The sequence below is a fragment of the Ruegeria sp. ABD4_443 genome, from assembly GCF_056160865.1.
Map to the genome: position 1 here is coordinate 1 of NZ_JBSWYA010000005.1, position 20,004 is coordinate 20,004.

A 20,004-nucleotide genomic window follows, 5' to 3' on the forward strand; every position below is an offset into this window, starting at 1 on the left:
GTTCATCTTCGCTCCATAATGGCTTCGATGAACCAGAAATCCTCCGTTGTTCAAACCCCTAAATTTGTCCGGTGGGCGCTGACGTCAGACAATCTGGACACCGTGTGGCTCCAGCCGTTTCCGGAGCCTGGAAACATAAACTTCGATCGCAGCTTCGCTGGTCTCTGTACCCGTACCGTAAACAAAACTCAGCAGCGCATCCTTGGAGACCAGCCGTCCTATGTTGTTGACCAGACACTCAAACACGGCCAGCTCTTTGCGCGGGATATCCAACGGTTCCCCAGAGGCCCGCAGAGTACGGCTGGTTCTTTCGAACTCGACCTCGCCGATGGTGTCGGACGTGGCGGGTATTTCTCCTCGACGAACCAGAGCTTAAATTCTGGCCAGAAGCTCTGCCATTTCAAAGGGTTTGCCCACGTAGTCATCGGCACCTGCATTCAAACCGGCAACCGTATCTTCGACTTCTTTGCGCGCAGTCAGGATCAGAACGGGCGTATTGTCGCCTCGATTGCGCATTTTCTGCAAAAGCTCCAGACCCGACATCCCCGGCAGCCCAAGGTTTAATATGACAAGATTGACATTTGCTGTGGCCAAGTAGCTGTCTGCGTCATACCCATCATGGAACACGTCGACGCCATGGCCTTCGTCAACCAAAACGCCAGAAATGGCCTCTGCAAGCCCTCGATTGTCTTCGACTATCGCTATCAGCATGTAACCCCTCCCGCATGCTGCATCCGACTTTATACACCAAGAAGCCTTTCGCGAAGCTTACACCGATTTCATGATTTCGTAAGGCTTTGAGGCTGCTCAGGGGACAAAGCTGCGCGAGGACGAACCAGGCGACATCTTCGGTGTCAGCCTCGCCGAGGCCCGAAAGATCATCGAAAGCTGGAGGGCCGATTACAACACACAGCGACCACCCACATCACTTGGGGGGGCTGGCTTATGCCGTTTTCGCCAATCTCAACCCTGCCGCCCATCCCGCTTTCGACATGCTCCGATTTGAGTGTGTTGCCGCGGTTTCCGGGTCGCTATTGATCAGGTTTTGCGCTGGCCGTTCCAGCCGGCAAGGCTGAAACATGCAAACAGGATTGCCGCGACGCAAACGATGGACGGGCCAGCGGGGGTGTCAAAGACATAGGCGGCGCGCAAGCCGGCCAGGGATGACACCGCACCGATGGCCGCCGCAATCAGGGCCATGGATTCGGGTGAGCGCGCAAGGCTGCGCGCGGCGGCTGCCGGGATGATCAACATGGCGGCGATCAGCAGAACACCCACCACCTTGATGGCCACGGCGACGGTAACCGCCAGAGACAACGTCAGGATCAACTGCTCGCGCTTGGGGTCAAAGCCGCTGGCATAGGCCAGTTCCTCGTTCATGGTTGCCGTCAGCAGTTGCGACCAGCGCCACGTTATCAGGGCAACGACCAGCGCGGCCCCGCCCCAGATCACGACCAGGTCGCTGCGCGAAACCGCCAGGATGTCACCAAATAAATAGGCCATCAGATCGATGCGCACGCCCGACAGGAACGACACGGCAACAAGGCCAAAAGCCAGCGCCGAATGGGCCAGAACGCCCAGCAGCGTGTCCATCGCATAGCCGCGACCGGCCAACAGCGTCACGGTCAGGGCCATGATCAGGGCAACGGCAAGTGCGCCGGTGAACACGGACATCTGAAAGGTCAAGGACAGCGCGACACCCAGAATGGCGGCATGGGCGGTGGCGTCACCGAAATAGGCCATGCGGCGCCAAACGACGAAACACCCCAGCGGGGCCGCGGCAAAAGCCACGCCCACACCGGCCAGTGTCGCCCGGGTCATGAAATCATCCAGCATTATTCGGCGGCTTCCTGTGAATGGTCAGCATGATCGTGACCGTGATCGTGTTCATGGCGGTATAGCGCAAGCGCGCCGCCGGTTCCGGTTCCGAACAGGGCGCGGTATTCCGGTGCAGAGGCCACCACGGCCGGAGAGCCTTCGCAGCAGACATGCCCGTTCAGGCATATGACCCTGTCGGATGCGCTCATGACCACATGCAGTTCATGGCTGATCATCAGGACGGCACAACCGGTTTCGCGGCGCACAGTCTCGATCTGTTTGTAAAATGCTGCGGACCCCCGTTGGTCAAGGCCCTGGGTCGCTTCGTCCAAAAGCAGGATATCGGGTGTGTTGATCAGGGCGCGGGCCAACAGAACACGCTGAAACTGCCCCCCTGACAATTGGGACATCTGGCGACCAAGCAGGTCGGGAACACCGGCCGCCTCCAACGCGGACTTGCACGCGGGGCGGGACACACGGTGAGTCAGCCGCATGAACCGTTCAACGGTGATCGGCAGCGTCGGGTCGATATGCAGTTTCTGGGGCACATACCCGATCTTGAGCCCCGGTTTGCGGGTAACGTGGCCCTCGCAAAGTTTGGTTGCGCCGATGATCGCGCGCAAAAGGCTGGTTTTGCCCGACCCGTTCGGACCGACGATGGTGACGATCTCGCCGGGTTCAATCGACATGTTCACATGGCGCAAGACGGTGTTCGCGCCGTAGCGCACGCTTAGGTCTTCGGCGGTGATAAGTGTCATTTCTACGCCTTTTCGGAGCAGTCGGGGCAGATTCCCTCGGCTTCTACTACCGTTCGTTCGATCTCGAAACCCACTGCGCGCGCGGCATCGCCCAGGGCGCCTTTTGCCGGGGTCGAGCGGGTTTCGGCTACCGCGTCGCATTTTCTGCAGATCATGAATGCGGGCGAATGCGTGGCCCCGGGATGCGAACAGGCGATAAAGGCGTTCAAACGCTCGATCTTGTGTGCGAACCCGTTTTCCACGAGGAAATCCAGGGCCCGGTAGGCCACGGGTGGCTGCGACCCGAACCCCGCATCCCGCAACCGATCAAGTATTGCATAGGCGCCAAGTGCGCGGTGTTCCTGTAACAAAATCTCAAGAACCTTGCGCCTGACGGGGGTCAGCCGCAGCCCATCATCGCGGCACCGGTCTTCGGCAACGGCAAGTCCCGCTTCGACGCATGAGGCGTGATCATGCTTGTGAAACCCAACAAGGTTTGGGTCATCGGTCGGATTGCGCTGTATGTCGCTTGTCATGTTATTTCATATCATGTATGTGGCTCGCAATGTTATAAGATCACACAGAGGGCCCGATGTCCAGAAAGCTTCTTCCCGTTTCGATCACCGCTGCGTTGCTGGGCGGTACGGCCATTGCAGATGTGCCTAATGTCGCTGTTGATATTGCGCCGGTCCATTCTTTGGTGGCGCGTGTGATGGATGGTGTCGGTTCGCCGGACCTGATTGTTCCGGCTGGCGCGTCACCCCATGAATACAACTTGCGCCCGTCCGAGGCCGCGGCGCTGCAGAACGCCGATCTGGTGTTCTGGCTGGGCGAGGATCTGACGCCGTGGATGGAAGGCGCTATTGAAACGCTGTCGACTGGCGCGACTGTCACGGCCTTGCTGGAAGCGGATGAAACCGAGTTGCTGGACTTCCGCGAAAGCGCCTTGTTCGAAGCCCATGTTCATGGCGACGAAGATGGCCACGATGACCATGATCACGGCGACCACGCGGAACATGACCACGAAGGTCATGACGACCATGATCATGAAGACCACGACGACCATGCGGATCATGACGACCATGACCACGAAGATCACTCGGAACATGACCGCGGCGACCATGCAGATCATGATGACCATGATCACGACGACCATGCAGATCACGACCATGATCACGACGACCATGCGGATCACGACCATGACGATGCGCATGGAGAGGAACACAAGCATGATGATCATGCCGATCATGACCATGACGATCACGACGGACATGACGACCATGATCACGAAGATCATGCAGGCCATGACGATCACGAGGGTCACGCCCATGGCGAACATGACCCCCATGCCTGGCTTTCACCTGAAAATGCGGGCGCGTGGCTGAACCTGATCGCGGCGCAGCTTTCTGCGGCCGACCCGGACAATGCCAGCGCGTATTTCGCCAACGCAGCAGCCGCGCGCGAGGAACTGGTGGCACTGTCTGCGGACGTGGCTGCAACCCTTGAACCGGTGCGCGGCGGCAGCTTTGTCGTGTTCCACGATGCCTATCAGTATTTCGAACATGCATTCGATTTTCCTGCGGCTGGTGCAATCTCAATTGGCGACGCCTCGGACCCAAGCCCGGCGCGCATTGCCGAAATACACGGGCGGATCACCGATGAAGGTATCGACTGCGTTCTGACAGAGCCTCAGTTCAATCCGGGCATTGTTGAAACCGTTCTGGGTGGGACCGATGCGCAAACCGGCGTGATTGACCCGCTGGGATCGGGTATTGAGCCCGGGCCAGAGCTTTACCCGCAGGTCATCCGGTCAATCGGGCAAACTCTGGCCGAGTGTCTGTAACGCGACCCGGTCGCCCGATGGCAGGCAAGCTGCAATCGGGCGACCATCCAGCAGGAGCACCCCGTGACCACAGAAAAGATGTCTGATCCGCGCATGCCAGTGGCCGTTTTGACGGGCTTTCTGGGTGCGGGAAAGACAACGGTTTTGAACGCTGTGTTGTCGTCTTCCGGCGCGGGTCAGATCGCGGTGGTGGTCAATGAATTTGGCGAGGTCGGGTTGGACCACGACCTGATTGAATCGGTCGAAGACGAGATCGTCCTGATGCAATCGGGATGCCTGTGCTGTTCCGTTCGGGGGGATTTGTCCGAGACCCTGGTCAACCTGATCCAGCGTCGTGGGTCCGGTGGGCTGACTTTCGAAAGGATCGTCATTGAAACCACGGGCCTGGCCGATCCCGGCCCCATTCTTCAGACGCTGCTGGTCGATCCCGACCTGGCGCGCACGACCCGGTTGGACGGTTTGATAACGGTTGTCGATGCCGTCAACGGGCCGGCAACGCTGGACGCCCAGTTCGAAGCCGTTTCACAAGTGGCCATGGCCGACCTGATCCTGCTCAGCAAAACAGACCTGGTCTCGGCCGAGGCGGCGGACAGCTTTGCCCAACGGTTGCGGGGGTTGAACCCGACCGCCGAGATAAAGCGGCCCGCACAGGGCCAATTCGACGTAGACGGGTTGTGGCACACCAGTGGTTTGCGCGCAGGAGTGTCCAAAAAGGACGTGATCGCCTGGACGTCGCCCGCTGGGGCGACGCAAACAAACCCGCTGGACAATCTCTCGGGTCTTTCCCGGCCAGAAAAAGCGCAAAAGCCAGTGGTGCCGGTGCATGATACGCGTATCAGTTCCGTGTCGGTCATATTGGATGCGCCGTTGAAGGATGCCGCGTTTGATTTGTGGCTGGACACGCTGATTGCGCTAAAGGGGCCGGATATCCTGCGCGTCAAAGGTATCGTGTTTCTGGAAGGGACCGAGATGCCCTTTGTCTTTCATGGCGTGCAACAGATTTTTGATCCGCCGGTGCCGGTCAAGAACTGGACGGGCGATGACCGCCGGTCGCGTATCGTCATCATCGCCCGAGACCTGGACCGCCCCGGATTCAAGCAGAGCCTTGAAATGCTGCGGGCCCATCAGCCCGACGCGATTCAAGGCGACCAGGTGTTCATGACGCATGAGTGATGTCGTCTGCATTGGCGCGGCACGGCGCGGATGGGCGCCACGCGGCCCGAACCTCGGGTTGGGCGGCTTGCTTTGCCGCCATGCCAACAAGGTCGGCTGATGCCCCGCAATCTTGGCCAGACCAAACTGCGCAAACGACGCCGCGCCGAGAACCCGATGCGCGATTTCGACCAATTGCCGCCCGAGCTGCGCGCCTGGGTCGCCCAGGCGGCGATGCCCTGGCGTCCGCGTTCGGTCCAGCGGGCCTATCGGAACGCGTTGGCGCGGACCGGTGACAAAGACAGCGCCCTGCAAGAGCTTTGCCGCCTGGAAGCGGCGCAACTGGCCAAGGACACGGGCCTGGGTGCATGACCACGTCCCCGGCGCCCGCCCAAGGCAGAGGGCAGGCGACAGCGGATCACGCGGACCAGGATGTATTGCGGTTTCTGGGCAAAACCAGCGTCAGGCTGGCGCCTCGGTCCGCCTTGTCAATTGACACCTGACCACCGTGCCGCTGCATGACGGCGGCGACAATCGAAAGGCCCAGACCGCTTCCCGTTGACTGTTTCAGTTGCGAAAATCGACCGAATGCCGCGGTACTTTGATCGGGTGAAAGGCCGGTTCCGTTATCGGCGACGTTCAGCCTGACCTCGTTTTCGTCACAGCCAAGCGCAACGGAAATCCTGTCCATAACATCGCCCCCATGTTTGAGCGCATTGTCCAGCAGGTTCTTGATCGCCTCGCCCAAAAATACCGCATCCCCCGATATCGTGATAGGGTGGTCCGGCATTTCCACATCGAATTCGATGCCCTGTTCCAGGATGTGCACACCCATTTCGGCGCAAGCCTGTTCAACGACCGCCCGAAAATCGATGTCTTCCATCTGATCCTGTTGCGTCGGATGCCTGAGCCGTTCCAGGGAAAGCAACTGTTCGGCGACCATTGCCGAGTTTTTGGCAGCCAGCACCAGTTCCGCGATGCGTTGGTCCTTGTCGCGGTCGGTTTTTGCATCCTGCAACGCCTCGGCCATGGATTGAACGGCGGCTGCGGGATTACGCAATTGATGCGCGGCCTCCGAGATAAAGACCTGATGCGCGTTGATACTGTATTCCACCTGACCAAATAGCCGGTTCAGTGTCTTTACGATGCCCTGGACCTCGCCTGGGACGGTGCGTTTTATTTCGCTCAGGTCATCCGGCGACCGCAGGGCGATTGCATCTTGTAAATCAAGCAGGGGGCGCAGGCCGCGCGCGACGCCGAACCAGACGGCGATGGCGAGGGTGGCCAGCAAGACCCCCATAAGAACGACCGCGCGGATCGACAGTTCCCGCGCAAAGGCACTTCGGTCCGCAATCAGTTGCCACACCGTGACGGTTGCGTCCCCCACAAGGTTGGCCTGGGTCACGCGTTCGGTCATGCTGAGAACGCGCACCGGTTCGTCGCGGTAGATTGCCTCGAAAAAAGTGGGTTCATAGGGGTCCTGGTCGTCAGGTTTTGCGGTTCGCGGCGGATAGGCGTATCCGGTCACGTAAATGCCGCCGGGGCCAGTGACGTGATAAAAAACCTCGCCCCCTGATGCCTCGCGGATGATGTTGCGAGTCGATGGCAGCAGCGCATCCCCGTCGGAAACCGCGACATCGCGCGCGATTGCAAGGCCCGCAGCCAGCAAACTGTCGTCAAACAGCTCTTGCGCGGTTTTCTGGGCCACCGAAAAGCGCCAATACCCAAGTATGACCGCAAGCAGGACCAGCGGTGTCAGAATAAGGATGAACAACCTTAACCTGAGCGAGCCATGCCTGATCATTTCTCGACCTCAAGCAGGTATCCCAACCCTCGGGCCGTCTTGATCTTGATGCCCAGGTTTGCAAGCCGTTTGCGCAACCGTGAGACATGCGGTTCGACGGCGGTGTCTTCGACATCGGTTCCAACACCATAGACATAGTCGGTCAGCTGGCCCTTGGGGACAATCCTGCCGCGGCGTTCCAGAAGGCATTCCAGTACCGCCATTTCCCGGCGCGGGACGTCAAGAATGTCGCCATCGACCGTCACCTGCCGCGCGCCGCGGTCGAACTCCAGTTTGCCGATGGTTTCCCGCGTGCCGTAATCCAGCTGCTTGCGCCGCGAAAGGGCCCTGATGCGGGCTTCCAGCTCGTCCATTTCGAACGGTTTGATCAGGTAGTCATCCGCGCCCATGTCCAGACCCGATACCCGGTCTTTTGTGTCCGTGCGGGCCGTCAACAGGATTACCGGCACGCCATCGCCGCGATTGCGCAGCGATTTCAGGATCTCCAGCCCTGACCGACCGGGCAGGTTGATGTCCAGAACCACAAGGTCGGCACCTTCCTGTTCCAGGTACAGATCAGCCGCATCGCCATCGGACAGAACATCGGCCGCGTGACCGCGATCTCGCAGGCGATAGGCTATTGCATTGGCAAGAGGCTCATTATCTTCGACAATGACGATCCGCATCGGGTCTCCTGCAAGTTTCGCGCAAGGTTGACCTTTCATGTTCTTCAGATGGGAAGGGGAATCAACCCCACAGTTCTATTTGCGACCACGGTGGTGCGACTGGCACCTTCGTGGTTGTCTGGTCAACAGGGAGGAACCAATGACCATTTCCAACTTCACCCGTCGCGCCGTCGTGGGGCTGATCGCCGCCGCCGGTATCGCCGCCCCCGCCGCTGCCGAGGTTGATTTCTCGGGCAAGACAATCGAGTGGGTCATCCCGTTCTCGGAAACGGGTGGTTCGGCCAAATGGGCCAACTTCTTTGCGCCGCTTCTGTCCGAAGCGCTGCCCGGTCAGCCGACCGTCGTCGTGAAATTCATGCCGGGCGCAGGCTCGACCAAAGGCGCGAACTGGTTCCAGGAGCAAAAGCACGACGATGGTACGTTGCTGTTCGGCACTTCGGGATCGACACAGTTTCCCTATCTGCTGAGCGATCCGCGCGTGCGTTACGAATACAATGACTGGATCCCCGTCATGGCGTCGGGAACGGGCGGTGTTGCCTATCTGAACGCGGAAGACGGCGCCAAATTCGACGGTTCTGCGAATGCGCTTAAGGATACCAACTTTATCTACGGGTCGCAGGGCGCAACACGCCTCGACCTGGTGCCGCTGCTGGCGTGGCAAATGCTGGGCATGAACGTCGAGCCCGTTTTTGGCATCAAGGGTCGCGGTGACGGTCGTTTGATGTTCGAGCGTGGCGAAGCCAATATCGACTACCAGACGTCGTCAGGCTATCTTGGCGGTTCGGCCCCGTTGGTCGAGGCCGGTCAGGCCGTGCCGATGATGACCTGGGGCGCGCTGGATGCGGATGGCAACATTGTTCGCGACCCGACGTTCCCTGATATCCCGACCTTCAAGGAAGTGTGCGAAGCCACCGATGGCTGTGAAACCAGCGGACCGGCCTGGGACGCGTGGAAAGCCTTCTTTGTCGCCGGGTTCCCGGTTCAGAAACTGGCCTTTGTGCCGGGCGATACGCCTCAGGAAATCGTTGACGCCTATACTGAGGCATTCCAGGCCGTGACCGAGCGTGCGGACTTTGCCGAGATCTCGTCCAAGCGCGTCGGCAAATACCCTGTCTTCGTTGGCGACGGGTCCAAGGCGGCGCTGCAGACCGCGACCAACGTTGACGACAGTGCCAAGGAATATGTGTTGAACTGGCTCAAAGAAGCCTATGGCGTCGAGCTGAACTAAGCTGGCCACTCACGGCGCGTGCCCGGATTGCCGGGCACGCGTTTTTCTCTTTTCCAAACAGAATGAAAGGCGGCCGTTATGGACGTTTTCGCCACAGCTTTGCCCGCGCTCGGCGACGCGTGGGGCCTGATCCTGCAACCCATCGTTTTGGGTTATCTCGTGCTCGGCGTTGTCATGGGGTTGGCCGTGGGCGTCTTTCCGGGGCTTGGCGGCATTGCCGGTCTGTCCCTGCTGCTGCCGTTCATGTTTGGAATGGACCCGATCCTGGGGTTGGCACTGATGATCGGGATGGTTGCAGTTGTTCCGACATCAGACACGTTTGCCTCGGTTCTTATGGGTATTCCCGGCAGTTCGGCGTCACAGGCTACCGTCCTTGACGGTTTTCCGATGGCCAAGAAAGGCGAGGCGGCGCGGGCCCTGTCTGCGGCCTTTGCCTCATCTTTGTTTGGCGGTTTGGTGGGGGCGACCTTCCTGACCATGTTCATTCTGGTCGCGCGTCCGATCGTTCTGGCCTTTGGCCTGCCTGAAATGCTGATGATCACCATTCTGGGCTTGTCGATGGTGGCGATCCTGGCCGGTCGTATTCCCCTGAAAGGCGTTGCTGCCGCCGGGCTGGGTCTGATGATCGGCACCATCGGCGAAGCGGATGCCGGCGGGTCCCTGCGTATGGCGACCTATGACATTCCCTACCTGACGGATGGCCTGAAGCTGGTCATTGTGGGACTGGGCATTTTTGCCGTTCCCGAGATTGTCTCCCTGCTGCGTCAGGATCGGTCTATTGCCCAGGGGGCCTCGTTGGGGGCCGGGTGGCTGGACGGGGTCAGGGACTGGGCGGCCAATATCTGGCTGTCGGTGCGCTGTTCGATCATCGGTGTGGTCGTGGGCGTCATTCCCGGTCTTGGCGGCTCGGTCGTCGATTGGATCGCTTATGGCCATTCGGTGCAGACGACCAAGGACAAAAGCAATTTCGGCAAGGGCGAGGTTCGCGGCGTCATCGGCCCGGAAAGCTCGAACAACGCGAAAGAGGGTGGCGGACTGGTGCCGACCCTGCTGTTTGGTATCCCCGGTTCGGGGTCGATGGCGATCTTTATCGGCGCGGTTGCCCTGCTGGGTTCGGGCGATATCGAGGTTGGCCCGAGCATGCTGAAAGACAATCTGGACATCACCTATTCGATTGTCTGGCTGCTGGCGCTGGCCAATGTCGTTGGCACCATTCTGTGCATCGCGGCCTCGGGCGGGATTGCCAAGCTGACCACGATCCGCTTCACCTATCTTGCGCCGTTCCTGTTCATGCTGATTAGCTTTGCGGCCTTTCAGTCCGGCCAGAATTTCGAAGACCTTCTGGCGCTGTTCGCAATCGGCCTTATCGGCATTTTCCTGCGCCGGTTCGACTGGTCGCGCCCGGCCTTCCTGATCGGCTTTGTTCTGTCCAACCCGGTTGAAAAGTTCACCAACCAGGCGTTTCAGATTGCATCCTTCCGGTTCCGCAAAAGCTTTGGTGAGGGCATGGAATATGTCTTCAGCCCGATCGTGATCGTGCTGATCGTCATTACGGTTGCATCGGTCATTCTGGGCATACGTCAGGCCAAGATGATCATGGCCGAAGGCGAAGTGCAGTCCGGCAGCAAACGCGCGCCGCTGGTCTTTTTGCTGGTGATCGTGGCCTATCTGATCGTTGCGCTGGTCAATGCCAACATGATCCCGGATTACAACATGACCGACAAGATCATCCCGCTGGTGGTCGGTTGCGTCGCGCTGTTCTGCTGTGTTGTGCTGCTGATCCAGATGATGCGGCGCCCGGAAGGCGACGCCATCTTTGCCGACAAGGAAATCGCCGGTGAAGACGCCAATGCGCCGCATGGTCTGTGGTCTACGCTGGCGTGGTTCGCGGGTCTTATCGCGGCCACCTGGGTCGTTGGCTTTATCCTGGCGCTGGTCGGCTTTCTGGTTGCGTTCTTCCGCATCCGGGCCGGTTCCAGCTGGGCGATGACGCTGATCCTGACGGCCTGCGGCATCGGTTTCATGTGCATCATGGCCGGGGCTTTGAACCGCGACTTCCCGCCGGGCCTGTTGCAGGGAATGGTTGACCTGCCCTGGCCGCTGAAATGAGCGGTGCATTGACCCGAGGGCTGGCATGTCCAGCCCTCGCCAAAAAGAAGGACGCATCATGACCCAATCTGCGGTTCCCTTTGTTTTCATGCGTGGCGGCACATCGCGCGGGCCGTATTTCCTCAGGTCCGATTTGCCCCAGGATCAAGAGACCCTGGCCGAGGTTCTGATTGCCGCGGTGGGGGCGGGACATCCGCTGAATATTGATGGCATCGGTGGGGGTGCCGCGGTGACGACCAAGGTTGCGATGCTGTCGCCCAGCGATGATGACTGGGCCGAGATCGACTATTTCTTTGCCCAGGTGTCGGTCGAGGAACGGTTGGTCGACTTCAAACCAACCTGTGGCAACATCCTGTCCGGTGTCGGCCCGGCAGCCATTGAAATGGGGCTGGTCACACCGACAGGGGACGAGACCGAAATCCGCATCAGGGCCGTCAATACGGGCGCACAGGTCGTCGCCAAGGTGCAAACGCCGGGCGGTCAGCTGACCTATGACGGGGATGTTGCGATTGCGGGCGTTCCGGGGCAGGCCGCCCCAGTGCAGCTCAGCTTTATGGGTGTCGTCGGATCGTCGACCGGTGCGTTTCTGCCCACCGGAAACCTCAGAGACACCGTGCAGGGGGTCGAGGTGACATGCATGGACGTCGCCATGCCAATGGTCATTGCCCGGGCCACGGATTTCGGGCTTACCGGATATGAAAGCGCGCAGGAGTTGGACGAAAACCGCGCATTCTTTGACCGGATGGAGGCCATTCGTATCGAAGCCGGGCAGCTGATGGGGATGGGCGACGTTTCGAAATCGGTCACGCCGAAATTCGGGCTGGTGGCAGCGGCCCGTGACGGCGGAACGATTGCCGTTAGGTACTTCATGCCCTGGAAAACACACCCGACGATGGCTGTCACCGGGGCGCAATGCCTGGCCTCATGCGCGTTGACGCCGGGAACCGTCGCGGACGGCCTGTTGGAGCGGGATGGGGCAAGCCCCGCCGAGGTGGTTCTTGAACACGCATCGGGCACGATCGACGTCCTGGTCGATTTCTCCAGCGCCGACGGGTTCACGCTGCGGTCGGCTGGTCTGGTCCGAACGGCGCGCATGCTGGCCAATGGTCACGTATTTGTGCCGAAAAACGTTTGGGACGGGAGTTGAACGCGGCGATCCTAAATGGTATGCTATGGTATACATTAGTGGGGTGTCACCATGACCAACTATTTGGAGTGCCTGGACATTGCGCGACAGGAGCTGAAGCTGGCGCAGGCGGAACTGAGGCGCAGTATGTCGGAATATCCGACGCCGATTGCGGGGTGTGACGCGCAGTTCAATCATCTTCTGGATCAAAGCGAACGCGTCCGAACCGCGTTGGCGGCGCTTAATTTTCCAAATTTTATTCCGACACCACGGCAACCCGCACAGGATCAGGGTATTGAAAGCCGATGAAGGTTCACATTCTGGATGACTGGTTCGACACGCTCAGCGGCCTGCCTTGCTTTGGCAAACTCGCAGGTCACGAGGTGACGGTCTGGACAGATCACGTCGAAGACATCGAAACACTGGCCGCACGACTGCAGGACGCCGAGGCTTTGGTCCTGTTTCGGGAACGTACCAAGATCACCCGTGCTTTGCTTGAAAGGCTGCCCAATCTGAAGCTGATCAGCCAACGCAGTGTCTATCCGCATGTTGACGTTGCAGCCTGTTCCGACGCCAACGTATTGCTGTGTTCCAACATGCACGGCGGTACCCCGTCCTATGCTGCGGCTGAACTGACCTGGGCGCTGATCATGGCCGGGATGCGGGACCTTCCGACGCAGATGGCCTCGGCCAAGGCGGGACAGTGGCAATCCGGGGTCGGCAAGACATTGCGCGGGCGGCGCCTGGGCCTTTATGGGTACGGGCGCATTGCCCGCGCCGTTGCCGGTTATGCCGAGGCTTTCGGCATGAAAGTCGTCTGGTGGTCATCGGAAGAAGGGCGCGCGCGCGCTGCCGCTGACGGCGCCAAGGTCGCGCCTGATCGCGCCAGGTTCTTTTCGGACAGCGATGTCGTGTCGGTTCATGTGCGGTTGAAGCCGGATACCCGAGGGATCATCACGCCCGCAGACCTTGCGGCGATGCAGCCCGGGGCGTTGTTCGTGAACACATCCAGGGCCGGGCTGATCGAAGCTGGGGCGTTGCTGGATGCGCTTGAAAAAGGCCGCCCCGGCAAGGCCGCGATTGATGTCTTTGACACCGAACCGCTGACTGACCCTGCGGACCCGTTATTGTCGCATCCCAACCTGATCGCGACACCCCATATCGGTTTCGTGACCGAGGATGAATTCGACCTGCAATTCGCGGATATCTTCGACCAGATCAACGCCTATGCCGATGGTGACCCGATCCACATGATCAACCCCGAGGTCTGGACCACCGCCTAATCAGTTTTGCGGCAATCGGCGCTCCGATGATCACCAACACGATCCTTGTAAGATGGTGAGTGATCACAAACCCCAGATCCGCGCCGGAAACGATGGCCAGAACCGTCATTTCGGCCTGGCCTCCGGGTGCAAATGCAAGGAATGCCTCGACAGGGTGGCCCAGCCCCAATGTGGTTACAATCGCGGTGAACCCTGCCGCCAGAATGGCCAAAACGACGACATAGCCAATTCCGGCCGAAACAACCCGGCGCAGCTCACCCCATGTGACGCCGACGAATTGCACGCCGATCCCGCACCCGATGAAAAACTGCGCCGCCAGGATCGCTTCGCGCGGGGGGCGTGCGTGTATGATACCTGCCAGTGACAAGGCCGCCGTCAGGATCATGGGCCCCAGGATGGACGCCCCGAACAGTCCAACCCGTTCGCCGCCTTTCCACCCGATCAACGCCACCAGAACCATGATCAAAAGCTCTGATACAGGCAGATCACGGGCGGGCTGCCCAATCGGGTTGGTCAGCTCGGCCCCGTAAAACAGCGTCAGAAACAACGGGGCGAGCGTGACGATGATCAAGACGCGTGTGCCGTGCACCAACGACAGGGTGCGGGGGTTCGCCCCGGCCTCGGTGCCAAAGATGATCATGTCCTGCAGGCCGCCCGGCATTGCCGCGTAAAACGCGGTTTTGTCGTCAAAGCCCCAGACCTTGCGGAAGAACGGCACGCCCACAAGGGCGATTACAAGGATGAAGACCGGAACAAGCATGACCGAAGCGGCCATTTTCGGCAGTTCGGCAAACAGGTCCGGTGTGATCGATGCGCCGACGGCCACGCCCAGAATCGTTCTGGCCGCGACTGAAACCTGCCCGAACCCCTTGATCGGGGCATGAGCCAGCGCCGCGACCAGGCAGGCGCTCATCGGTCCGAACAGAAAGGGCAGGGGCAGGTTCAGTGCCCAGAAAACAGCCGTTCCCAGCCCCGCCAGGGCCAAGGTCAGCGATCGTTTCTTCAATGCGTCGGCGCGGGGTTCAGTGGGGGGCAAAGGGGGATGTCCATCCGTGTTGACTTGCTATGTATCCAAATGTATACAAGTGGACGCAAGAAGGCAAGAGAACCCGTGATGACAATTCAGGACGACCCAATTCAGCCCGGACCGCAGGGCAATTCAGCGTATCAGCGTCTGCTGGATGAAATTCGCGACGGCTCGCTTTTGCCTGGCGATCGGTTGCGCGAGATCGAACTGTCGGAACGGCTGGGCGTCAGCCGCACGCCCGTGCGCGAAGCGATCCGCCAGCTAGAGGCTGACGGGCTGGTCACGCATGTGCCTCGCCAGGGGGCGACGGTCCGCAGCCTGGATTACGCCGAGGTGATGGAGCTTTATGAGATGCGCGCAGTGCTTGAGGGCACTGCGGCCCGCCTGGCGGCGCGGGCGGCCTCGGATGTCGAGCTTGATGAGCTGGACATCCTGAATGACCGTTTGGCCGAGGCCGGCACCACCCCCGAGGCGGCAAAGATCAACCGGGTTTTCCATGCCACGCTGCTGGATGCCGCCAAGAACAGGTTCCTGGCCAAATCCATGGTTTCCCTGCAAAAGGCGCTGTTGATCATCGGGCCATCGCAGTTGTTGGATGGCAGCCGGGCCGAGGCCGCAGTGGCCGAACATCGGCGCATCATGGTCGCCCTGAAGGACCGTGATGGTGACGCGGCCGAGACCGAGATGCGCGCGCATATCCGGGCCGCGCAGCGCATGCGCATCCGCGCGTTGCAGGAACGCGACCGCACGACCGACGATACCCCCTAAACGAGACAGGACATGGCCACCCAAATGGAAGCTTACGATATAGCCGTGATTGGCGGCGGCAACGCCGCGCTCTGTGCTGCGATGACCGCAGCCGAGGCAGGTGCCCGCGTTCTGATCCTGGAAACGGCCCCCAAACCTTATCGCGGCGGAAACTCTCGCCATACCCGCAACTTTCGCTGCATGCACAAATCCCCTCTGGGCCCATTGGTCGAGGAATACAGCGAAGACGAATACCTGTCTGATCTGCTGAAGGTTACGGGTGGCAAAACCGACGAGCATTTGGCCCGTCTGGCCATCCGCAAGTCAGAGGAATGTCTGCCGTGGATGGAGGCGCACGGCGTGCGATTCCAACCGTCGCTGTCCGGGACATTGTCGCTGGCGCGGACCAACGCGTTCTTCATGGGGGGCGGCAAATCTCTGGTGAATGCCTATTACCGGACAGCAGCCGGATTGGGTGTCGAGGTGCTGTACGAGGCCGCCGTCACGCATCTGGAACTGACCGGGGATCGGATCGAATGGGTGGATTACACCCATCAGGGGCAATCCCACCGGATCACGCCCAAAGCGGTCATTGTCGCCTCGGGCGGGTTTCAGGCCGATACCGATTGGCTGACCCGTGCCTGGGGAGAGCCTGCAAAGAACTTTCTGATCCGGGGCACGCCCTATAACCGGGGCGTGGTGCTGGCCGATCTGCTGGATCAGGGCGTGGACAGCGTCGGCGACCCGACCCAGTGCCACGCCGTCGCCATTGACGGGCGCGCGCCCAAGTTCGACGGCGGTATCGTCACACGGCTGGACTGCGTGCCGTTTTCGATTGTCGTGAACAAGGACGCCGAGCGCTTTTATGACGAGGGCGAAGATGTCTGGCCCAAGCGCTATGCGATCTGGGGGCGTCTGGTCGCGGCACAACCCGATCAGGTGGGTTATGTCATCATCGACGCCAAATCGCTGAACCTGTTTATGCCGTCGGTATTCCCCCCGCTGAAGGCCGACACGCTGGACGATCTGGCGGCGTTGATGGGTCTGCCTGCGGACAGGCTGAATGCGACGGTGGCCGAATTCAATGCCGCCTGTGGCGACACCGACGCCTTTCATCCGACCGAGTTGGACGGGGTGGCGACCTCGGGTCTGACCCCGCCCAAGACCAACTGGGCCCGCCCAATCACCGAACCGCCATTCTATGGCTATTCGCTGCGCACCGGCGTGACCTTTACCTATCTGGGGCTAAAGGTTGACGACAGGGCCCAGTGTTCGACCCCAACCGGCAAGATCAAGAACCTATGGGCGGCTGGCGAGACAATGGCCGGTTCGATCCTGGGGCAGGGGTATCTGGCCGGGTTCGGCATGACCATTGGAACCGTTTTTGGACGTATCGCAGGACGTGAGGCCGCCGCTTATGCAAACTGATCTTATTCAAGAAGCCCGCCGCCAGGCCGAGATCTGCAACGCCTGCCGGTACTGCGAGGGCTATTGCTCGGTCTTTCCGTCCCTGCACGCCGAACGCGCGTTTTCGGATGGGGACATAACGCAGCTGGCCAACCTCTGCCACAACTGTCGGGGATGTTACTATGCCTGCCAGTATACCGCCCCGCATGAGTTTGACCTGAATCTGCCCAAGGCGCTGGCCGAAGTGCGACGTGACAGCTGGGAAAGCTTCGCCTGGCCGCAACCGCTGGCGCGCCGGTTTCACACCCATGGCGGGGCCATTGCCCTGGCGCTTGTGGCTGGCTTTGCCCTGTTGTTCTGGGCCATTCGCGCCATCGGTTCCAGCGGGGGCGAGGGGTTCTATGCCGTCCTGTCCCATAATGCGATGGTCGCGATCTTTGCGCCCGCGTTCCTGCTGCCACTGCTCAGCATAGCCTTCAGCCTTAGGCGATACTGGGCCGAGGTTGGCGGCAAGCCGATCCAAGTGGCGGATGTGACGGCTGCGTTCAAACGCGCCGGCCGGATGCAGGATCTGGCCGCAGGCCATGGCGAGGGCTGCAATTTCGAGGATGAAGACCGGTTCAGCCAGGCGCGCCGGCATATTCACCAGGCCATCATGTACGGCTTTTTGCTGTGTTTTGCGTCAACCTCGGTGGCGACCATAATGCACTATGTCTTTGGACTGCACGCGCCCTATGGGTTCTGGTCCTTGCCCAAGCTGCTTGGGGTTTACGGGGGTATCCTGCTGACCGTGGGGTGTGGTGGGATGGTAATGCTCAAGCAAAAATCCGACCGCGACCTAGGTGACCCGTCGGCATGGGGCGGCGATATCGGCTTTGTCCTGCTGCTTGGATTTGTGGGGCTCAGTGGCCTGGTTCTTTATGCCTTTGGCTCTACGACCCTGATGCCCGCGCTGCTGGCCGTCCACCTTGGATCGGTCCTGACCTTTTTCGTGCTGACGCCCTATACCAAGATGGCCCACGGGTTCTATCGGCTTGCCGCATTGATCCGGGATGCGCAAAGGAAACGTCGCGCCTAGGGCGCTGCTACAGCGCGCTGTTCTGCCATGCGCCATGGAGAGCGGCGCCAGGACACGATCCAACGCTATCGTCAACAGCCATCATTTCTGGGATTTCGTGGTAGCGGAGGAGGGACTTGAACCCCCGACACGCGGATTATGATTCCGCCCGATACCATTCTCTCTGTTGGACAGCGGGTAGCTTGCCGAGCCAAGCTGGGACGCTTTGAGACACTGAAAACACTAAGAAAAAAGAGTATTTTCTCGCTTCGGTGTGCCTTCTTGGCAACGGTGTTTGTCTCACCCTGTCCCATGCTTCGTCAGATAATCTAACAGCCTTTGCAGTCCCGTGCAGTCCCGGTTCGTCAGATGAAAAGTGGCCAATTTCGTTCCTGCAACGACCAAGTAGCAAGGACGACCTATGACTGAAAATGAGAAAGAAACCAGCAAGGTAGAGCTTACTGCCCTGATGGTCAAACATGCCGAGATCAAACCCAAGCGCTACCATATCAAGGATACCAAGGTAGAAGGGTTCACACTTCGGGTGATGCCGAGCGGGCGCAATACCATGGCAGCGATGGCCCGAGATGCACAGGGGGTAATGCGGACCAAAACCATTGGCCGCTTTCCTGAGATGACGATCAAGGAAGGCCGCGAACGGTGCCGTCAAATCATCTATGGTTGGAAGTACGGCGGTGATGAGTTTGAGATGCCGGTCGGCTCACAGAAAGACGATTCCACGACCCTGGATCAGTTGTTGGATGAAGCACAGTCGGTATTTGCGCCCAAGAAGAAGGGTTGGCGCCCGCGTGGTGGTCCCAAATCGAAGCCCAATATGCGCAGCACAATTGAGCGCGTGTTTGCCAAATTGCTGAGCAAGCGGGTTGAAGGTATTTCTGAAACAGACCTTGCCGCCTGCGCCAACACCTACAAACCTTCCCGAGCCGTGAACGGCAAATCCAGCGCGAATGGGCAGGTGGCGCGTGCACTGGCTTATCTCGCGCCGGTGTTTGACTGGGCCGCGCAACGCGGAAAATACGCCAAGGTTGGCGCGGGGCGGTTGAAGAAGCTCAAGGCCCCGGATGTGCATCTTGTTCATGATCCGTCGCTGGACGATCCAAGTATCCGGGGCATTCGTGAGCGGGTCTTGTCGGAAGAAGAATTAGCGGCGGTTCTTCCACTCTTGACCTACCCATCCCATCCAAGCATGCGCCGACGGAATATTCTGCCAGAAAAAGACTTTGGGCCGATTGCCATGAAGTTCGTTTTCCTGACACTTGCCCGCGTCAGCGAGGTTTCAAACGCGCGCTGGCAAGACATCAATTTTAAGAGTGGTGTTTGGACACGCAAGGTCAAAGCGACCGAGGGTGGGGAGCGAGAGGACTGTCTTCCACTTTCTTGCGCAGCTTTAGATTTGTTGATGTCGTTGCCGGGCTATTCGCGCGCTGCGCCTGACGACTTTGTCTTTCCGAACCGCGACGGTGGCAAGTTGTCGAACTGGGATAGAACCAGCGCTGCCGTCTTCAAGTCGAGCAACACCGAGAGGTGGACGCGCCATGATATCCGCCGGACCGGTTCGACTTTGTTGAAGGAGTTGCGGACGCCGATTGAGACTATTGACGGGATCCTCGCTCACCTCGACCCACTCGCAAAATCCGGCGCAAGCGGATCTGCGAAACACTACCTGTCGGTCGTTCGGATTCTGGAAGGCATTGAAGACCCCAGGGCTGAGGCGCTGAACAAATTGGCGCGCGCTTACGAGGTAATTGTCCGGGCCGGTCAACCGGCTGAAACCGCATAGGACATTCGGACGGACGGACGCCCCCTAAAGGGGGAGCGTCCGTCCGTCCGAAAAAATGTTCACTTTTTGTTTCTTATCCGGATCAAACGATCACACATCCTTTTCGGTGCCCAGAACACCATCAAAACATTCACAGATACAGGTAAAATATGACTGCCAACACTGATCTCCAAACCTCCACCGCATCGCACCAGCCGCCG

The 20,004-nt window shown here is 59.8% G+C and carries 20 protein-coding genes and 1 pseudogene; 13 read left to right on the forward strand and 8 right to left on the reverse strand.

What is annotated here, in order from left to right; all coding sequences use genetic code 11:
• Window positions 1–84: 84 nt before the first annotated feature.
• Window positions 85–273 (reverse strand): helix-turn-helix domain-containing protein, encoded by a 189-nt coding sequence (locus ACXAG8_RS11030; protein WP_475224180.1) that lies wholly within the window; start codon window positions 271–273, stop codon window positions 85–87.
• Between the two features lie 99 nt (window positions 274–372).
• The gene (locus ACXAG8_RS11035) at window positions 373–711 is read right to left on the reverse strand and encodes a response regulator (RefSeq protein ID WP_475224182.1); all 339 of its coding nucleotides are present in this window, start codon (window positions 709–711) and stop codon (window positions 373–375) included.
• 127 nt (window positions 712–838) lie between these two features.
• Here ACXAG8_RS11035 and ACXAG8_RS11040 point away from each other — a divergent pair.
• Window positions 839–934 (forward strand): annotated as a pseudogene (locus tag ACXAG8_RS11040) (integrase core domain-containing protein); the annotation flags it as partial.
• Window positions 935–1,038: 104 nt separating this feature from the next.
• Here ACXAG8_RS11040 and ACXAG8_RS11045 read toward each other — a convergent pair.
• The 3 genes from ACXAG8_RS11045 to ACXAG8_RS11055 are packed head-to-tail and all read right to left on the reverse strand — an operon-like array spanning window position 1,039 to window position 3,091.
• Window positions 1,039–1,836 carry an iron chelate uptake ABC transporter family permease subunit gene (locus ACXAG8_RS11045; protein ID WP_475224185.1) on the reverse strand — a complete coding sequence of 266 codons (798 nt, stop codon included), beginning with the start codon at window positions 1,834–1,836 and terminating at the stop codon, window positions 1,039–1,041.
• Window positions 1,836–2,576: a metal ABC transporter ATP-binding protein gene (locus ACXAG8_RS11050; protein ID WP_475224187.1), complete on the reverse strand. Its 741-nt coding sequence runs from the start codon at window positions 2,574–2,576 to the stop codon at window positions 1,836–1,838. Before ACXAG8_RS11050 ends, ACXAG8_RS11045 begins: the two co-directional genes overlap by 1 nt.
• Window positions 2,577–2,578: 2 nt before the next feature.
• The gene (locus ACXAG8_RS11055) at window positions 2,579–3,091 is read right to left on the reverse strand and encodes a transcriptional repressor (protein WP_475224189.1); all 513 of its coding nucleotides are present in this window, start codon (window positions 3,089–3,091) and stop codon (window positions 2,579–2,581) included.
• A 56-nt stretch (window positions 3,092–3,147) separates the two neighbouring features.
• On the opposite strand from ACXAG8_RS11055, the gene ACXAG8_RS11060 reads away from it, so the two are divergent.
• From ACXAG8_RS11060 to ACXAG8_RS11070, 3 genes are all read left to right on the forward strand, one after another.
• A complete protein-coding gene (locus ACXAG8_RS11060; RefSeq protein WP_475224191.1) occupies window positions 3,148–4,398 on the forward strand; it encodes a zinc ABC transporter substrate-binding protein in 1,251 nt (416 codons plus the stop codon).
• Between the two features lie 63 nt (window positions 4,399–4,461).
• Window positions 4,462–5,571, forward strand: a complete 1,110-nt coding sequence (locus ACXAG8_RS11065; protein WP_475224196.1) for a CobW family GTP-binding protein — start codon at window positions 4,462–4,464, stop codon at window positions 5,569–5,571.
• A gap of 99 nt (window positions 5,572–5,670) precedes the next feature.
• Window positions 5,671–5,922, forward strand: coding sequence for a DUF6525 family protein (locus tag ACXAG8_RS11070; RefSeq protein ID WP_475224201.1), 252 nt, complete (start codon window positions 5,671–5,673; stop codon window positions 5,920–5,922).
• A 46-nt stretch (window positions 5,923–5,968) separates the two neighbouring features.
• Here ACXAG8_RS11070 and ACXAG8_RS11075 read toward each other — a convergent pair whose 3' ends face one another.
• A complete protein-coding gene (locus tag ACXAG8_RS11075) occupies window positions 5,969–7,324 on the reverse strand; it encodes a sensor histidine kinase (protein ID WP_475224204.1) in 1,356 nt (451 codons plus the stop codon).
• Window positions 7,325–7,350: 26 nt separating this feature from the next.
• A complete protein-coding gene (locus ACXAG8_RS11080; protein WP_475224207.1) occupies window positions 7,351–8,019 on the reverse strand; it encodes a response regulator transcription factor in 669 nt (222 codons plus the stop codon).
• A 139-nt stretch (window positions 8,020–8,158) separates the two neighbouring features.
• Here ACXAG8_RS11080 and ACXAG8_RS11085 point away from each other — a divergent pair, with 139 nt between their 5' ends.
• The 5 genes from ACXAG8_RS11085 (at window position 8,159) to ACXAG8_RS11105 (ending at window position 13,765) form a co-directional block, all read left to right on the forward strand.
• A complete protein-coding gene (locus ACXAG8_RS11085) occupies window positions 8,159–9,247 on the forward strand; it encodes a tricarboxylate transporter (RefSeq protein ID WP_475224212.1) in 1,089 nt (362 codons plus the stop codon).
• A gap of 78 nt (window positions 9,248–9,325) precedes the next feature.
• Window positions 9,326–11,356 (forward strand): tripartite tricarboxylate transporter permease, encoded by a 2,031-nt coding sequence (locus tag ACXAG8_RS11090; protein ID WP_475224214.1) that lies wholly within the window; start codon window positions 9,326–9,328, stop codon window positions 11,354–11,356.
• 58 nt (window positions 11,357–11,414) lie between these two features.
• Window positions 11,415–12,503 carry a 4-oxalomesaconate tautomerase gene (locus ACXAG8_RS11095; RefSeq protein ID WP_475224216.1) on the forward strand — a complete coding sequence of 363 codons (1,089 nt, stop codon included), beginning with the start codon at window positions 11,415–11,417 and terminating at the stop codon, window positions 12,501–12,503.
• 51 nt (window positions 12,504–12,554) lie between these two features.
• Entirely contained in the window at window positions 12,555–12,791 is a 237-nt protein-coding gene (locus ACXAG8_RS11100; RefSeq protein ID WP_475224221.1) for a hypothetical protein, read from the forward strand.
• Complete coding sequence (locus ACXAG8_RS11105; protein ID WP_475224225.1) at window positions 12,788–13,765, forward strand: D-2-hydroxyacid dehydrogenase family protein; 978 nt, start codon at window positions 12,788–12,790, stop codon at window positions 13,763–13,765. Before ACXAG8_RS11100 ends, ACXAG8_RS11105 begins: the two co-directional genes overlap by 4 nt.
• On the opposite strand, the gene ACXAG8_RS11110 is transcribed toward ACXAG8_RS11105, so the two are convergent.
• Window positions 13,737–14,771 (reverse strand): AbrB family transcriptional regulator, encoded by a 1,035-nt coding sequence (locus ACXAG8_RS11110; RefSeq protein WP_475224228.1) that lies wholly within the window; start codon window positions 14,769–14,771, stop codon window positions 13,737–13,739. The genes ACXAG8_RS11105 and ACXAG8_RS11110 overlap by 29 nt on opposite strands.
• 108 nt (window positions 14,772–14,879) lie before the next feature.
• On the opposite strand from ACXAG8_RS11110, the gene ACXAG8_RS11115 reads away from it, so the two are divergent.
• The 4 genes from ACXAG8_RS11115 to ACXAG8_RS11130 all read left to right on the forward strand — a co-directional run bounded on the left by ACXAG8_RS11115 (window position 14,880) and on the right by ACXAG8_RS11130 (window position 19,804).
• Window positions 14,880–15,560: a GntR family transcriptional regulator gene (locus ACXAG8_RS11115; RefSeq protein ID WP_475224230.1), complete on the forward strand. Its 681-nt coding sequence runs from the start codon at window positions 14,880–14,882 to the stop codon at window positions 15,558–15,560.
• Between the two features lie 12 nt (window positions 15,561–15,572).
• Window positions 15,573–16,967: an FAD-dependent tricarballylate dehydrogenase TcuA gene (gene tcuA, locus ACXAG8_RS11120; RefSeq protein WP_475224234.1), complete on the forward strand. Its 1,395-nt coding sequence runs from the start codon at window positions 15,573–15,575 to the stop codon at window positions 16,965–16,967.
• On the forward strand, window positions 16,957–18,024 hold the full coding sequence (tcuB, locus tag ACXAG8_RS11125) for a tricarballylate utilization 4Fe-4S protein TcuB (protein WP_475224238.1): 1,068 nt from the start codon (window positions 16,957–16,959) through the stop codon (window positions 18,022–18,024). Before tcuA ends, tcuB begins: the two co-directional genes overlap by 11 nt.
• A 400-nt stretch (window positions 18,025–18,424) precedes the next feature.
• Complete coding sequence (locus tag ACXAG8_RS11130; protein WP_475224241.1) at window positions 18,425–19,804, forward strand: tyrosine-type recombinase/integrase; 1,380 nt, start codon at window positions 18,425–18,427, stop codon at window positions 19,802–19,804.
• The last annotated feature ends 200 nt before the right edge of the window (window positions 19,805–20,004 follow it).

Excerpts from the sequence above, each read along its gene's own strand:
- tcuB (WP_475224238.1), top strand. The coding sequence starts at position 16,957 with ATGCAAACTGATCTTATTCAAGAAGCCCGCCGCCAGGCCGAGATCTGC.
- ACXAG8_RS11050 (WP_475224187.1), bottom strand. The coding sequence starts at position 2,576 with ATGACACTTATCACCGCCGAAGACCTAAGCGTGCGCTACGGCGCGAAC.
- ACXAG8_RS11055 (WP_475224189.1), bottom strand. The coding sequence starts at position 3,091 with ATGACAAGCGACATACAGCGCAATCCGACCGATGACCCAAACCTTGTT.
- ACXAG8_RS11090 (WP_475224214.1), top strand. The coding sequence starts at position 9,326 with ATGGACGTTTTCGCCACAGCTTTGCCCGCGCTCGGCGACGCGTGGGGC.
- ACXAG8_RS11100 (WP_475224221.1), top strand. The coding sequence starts at position 12,555 with ATGACCAACTATTTGGAGTGCCTGGACATTGCGCGACAGGAGCTGAAG.
- ACXAG8_RS11070 (WP_475224201.1), top strand. The coding sequence starts at position 5,671 with ATGCCCCGCAATCTTGGCCAGACCAAACTGCGCAAACGACGCCGCGCC.
- ACXAG8_RS11105 (WP_475224225.1), top strand. The coding sequence starts at position 12,788 with ATGAAGGTTCACATTCTGGATGACTGGTTCGACACGCTCAGCGGCCTG.
- ACXAG8_RS11080 (WP_475224207.1), bottom strand. The coding sequence starts at position 8,019 with ATGCGGATCGTCATTGTCGAAGATAATGAGCCTCTTGCCAATGCAATA.
- ACXAG8_RS11035 (WP_475224182.1), bottom strand. The coding sequence starts at position 711 with ATGCTGATAGCGATAGTCGAAGACAATCGAGGGCTTGCAGAGGCCATT.
- tcuA (WP_475224234.1), top strand. The coding sequence starts at position 15,573 with ATGGCCACCCAAATGGAAGCTTACGATATAGCCGTGATTGGCGGCGGC.
- ACXAG8_RS11085 (WP_475224212.1), top strand. The coding sequence starts at position 8,159 with ATGACCATTTCCAACTTCACCCGTCGCGCCGTCGTGGGGCTGATCGCC.
- ACXAG8_RS11130 (WP_475224241.1), top strand. The coding sequence starts at position 18,425 with ATGACTGAAAATGAGAAAGAAACCAGCAAGGTAGAGCTTACTGCCCTG.
- ACXAG8_RS11115 (WP_475224230.1), top strand. The coding sequence starts at position 14,880 with ATGACAATTCAGGACGACCCAATTCAGCCCGGACCGCAGGGCAATTCA.
- ACXAG8_RS11095 (WP_475224216.1), top strand. The coding sequence starts at position 11,415 with ATGACCCAATCTGCGGTTCCCTTTGTTTTCATGCGTGGCGGCACATCG.
- ACXAG8_RS11045 (WP_475224185.1), bottom strand. The coding sequence starts at position 1,836 with ATGCTGGATGATTTCATGACCCGGGCGACACTGGCCGGTGTGGGCGTG.
- ACXAG8_RS11060 (WP_475224191.1), top strand. The coding sequence starts at position 3,148 with ATGTCCAGAAAGCTTCTTCCCGTTTCGATCACCGCTGCGTTGCTGGGC.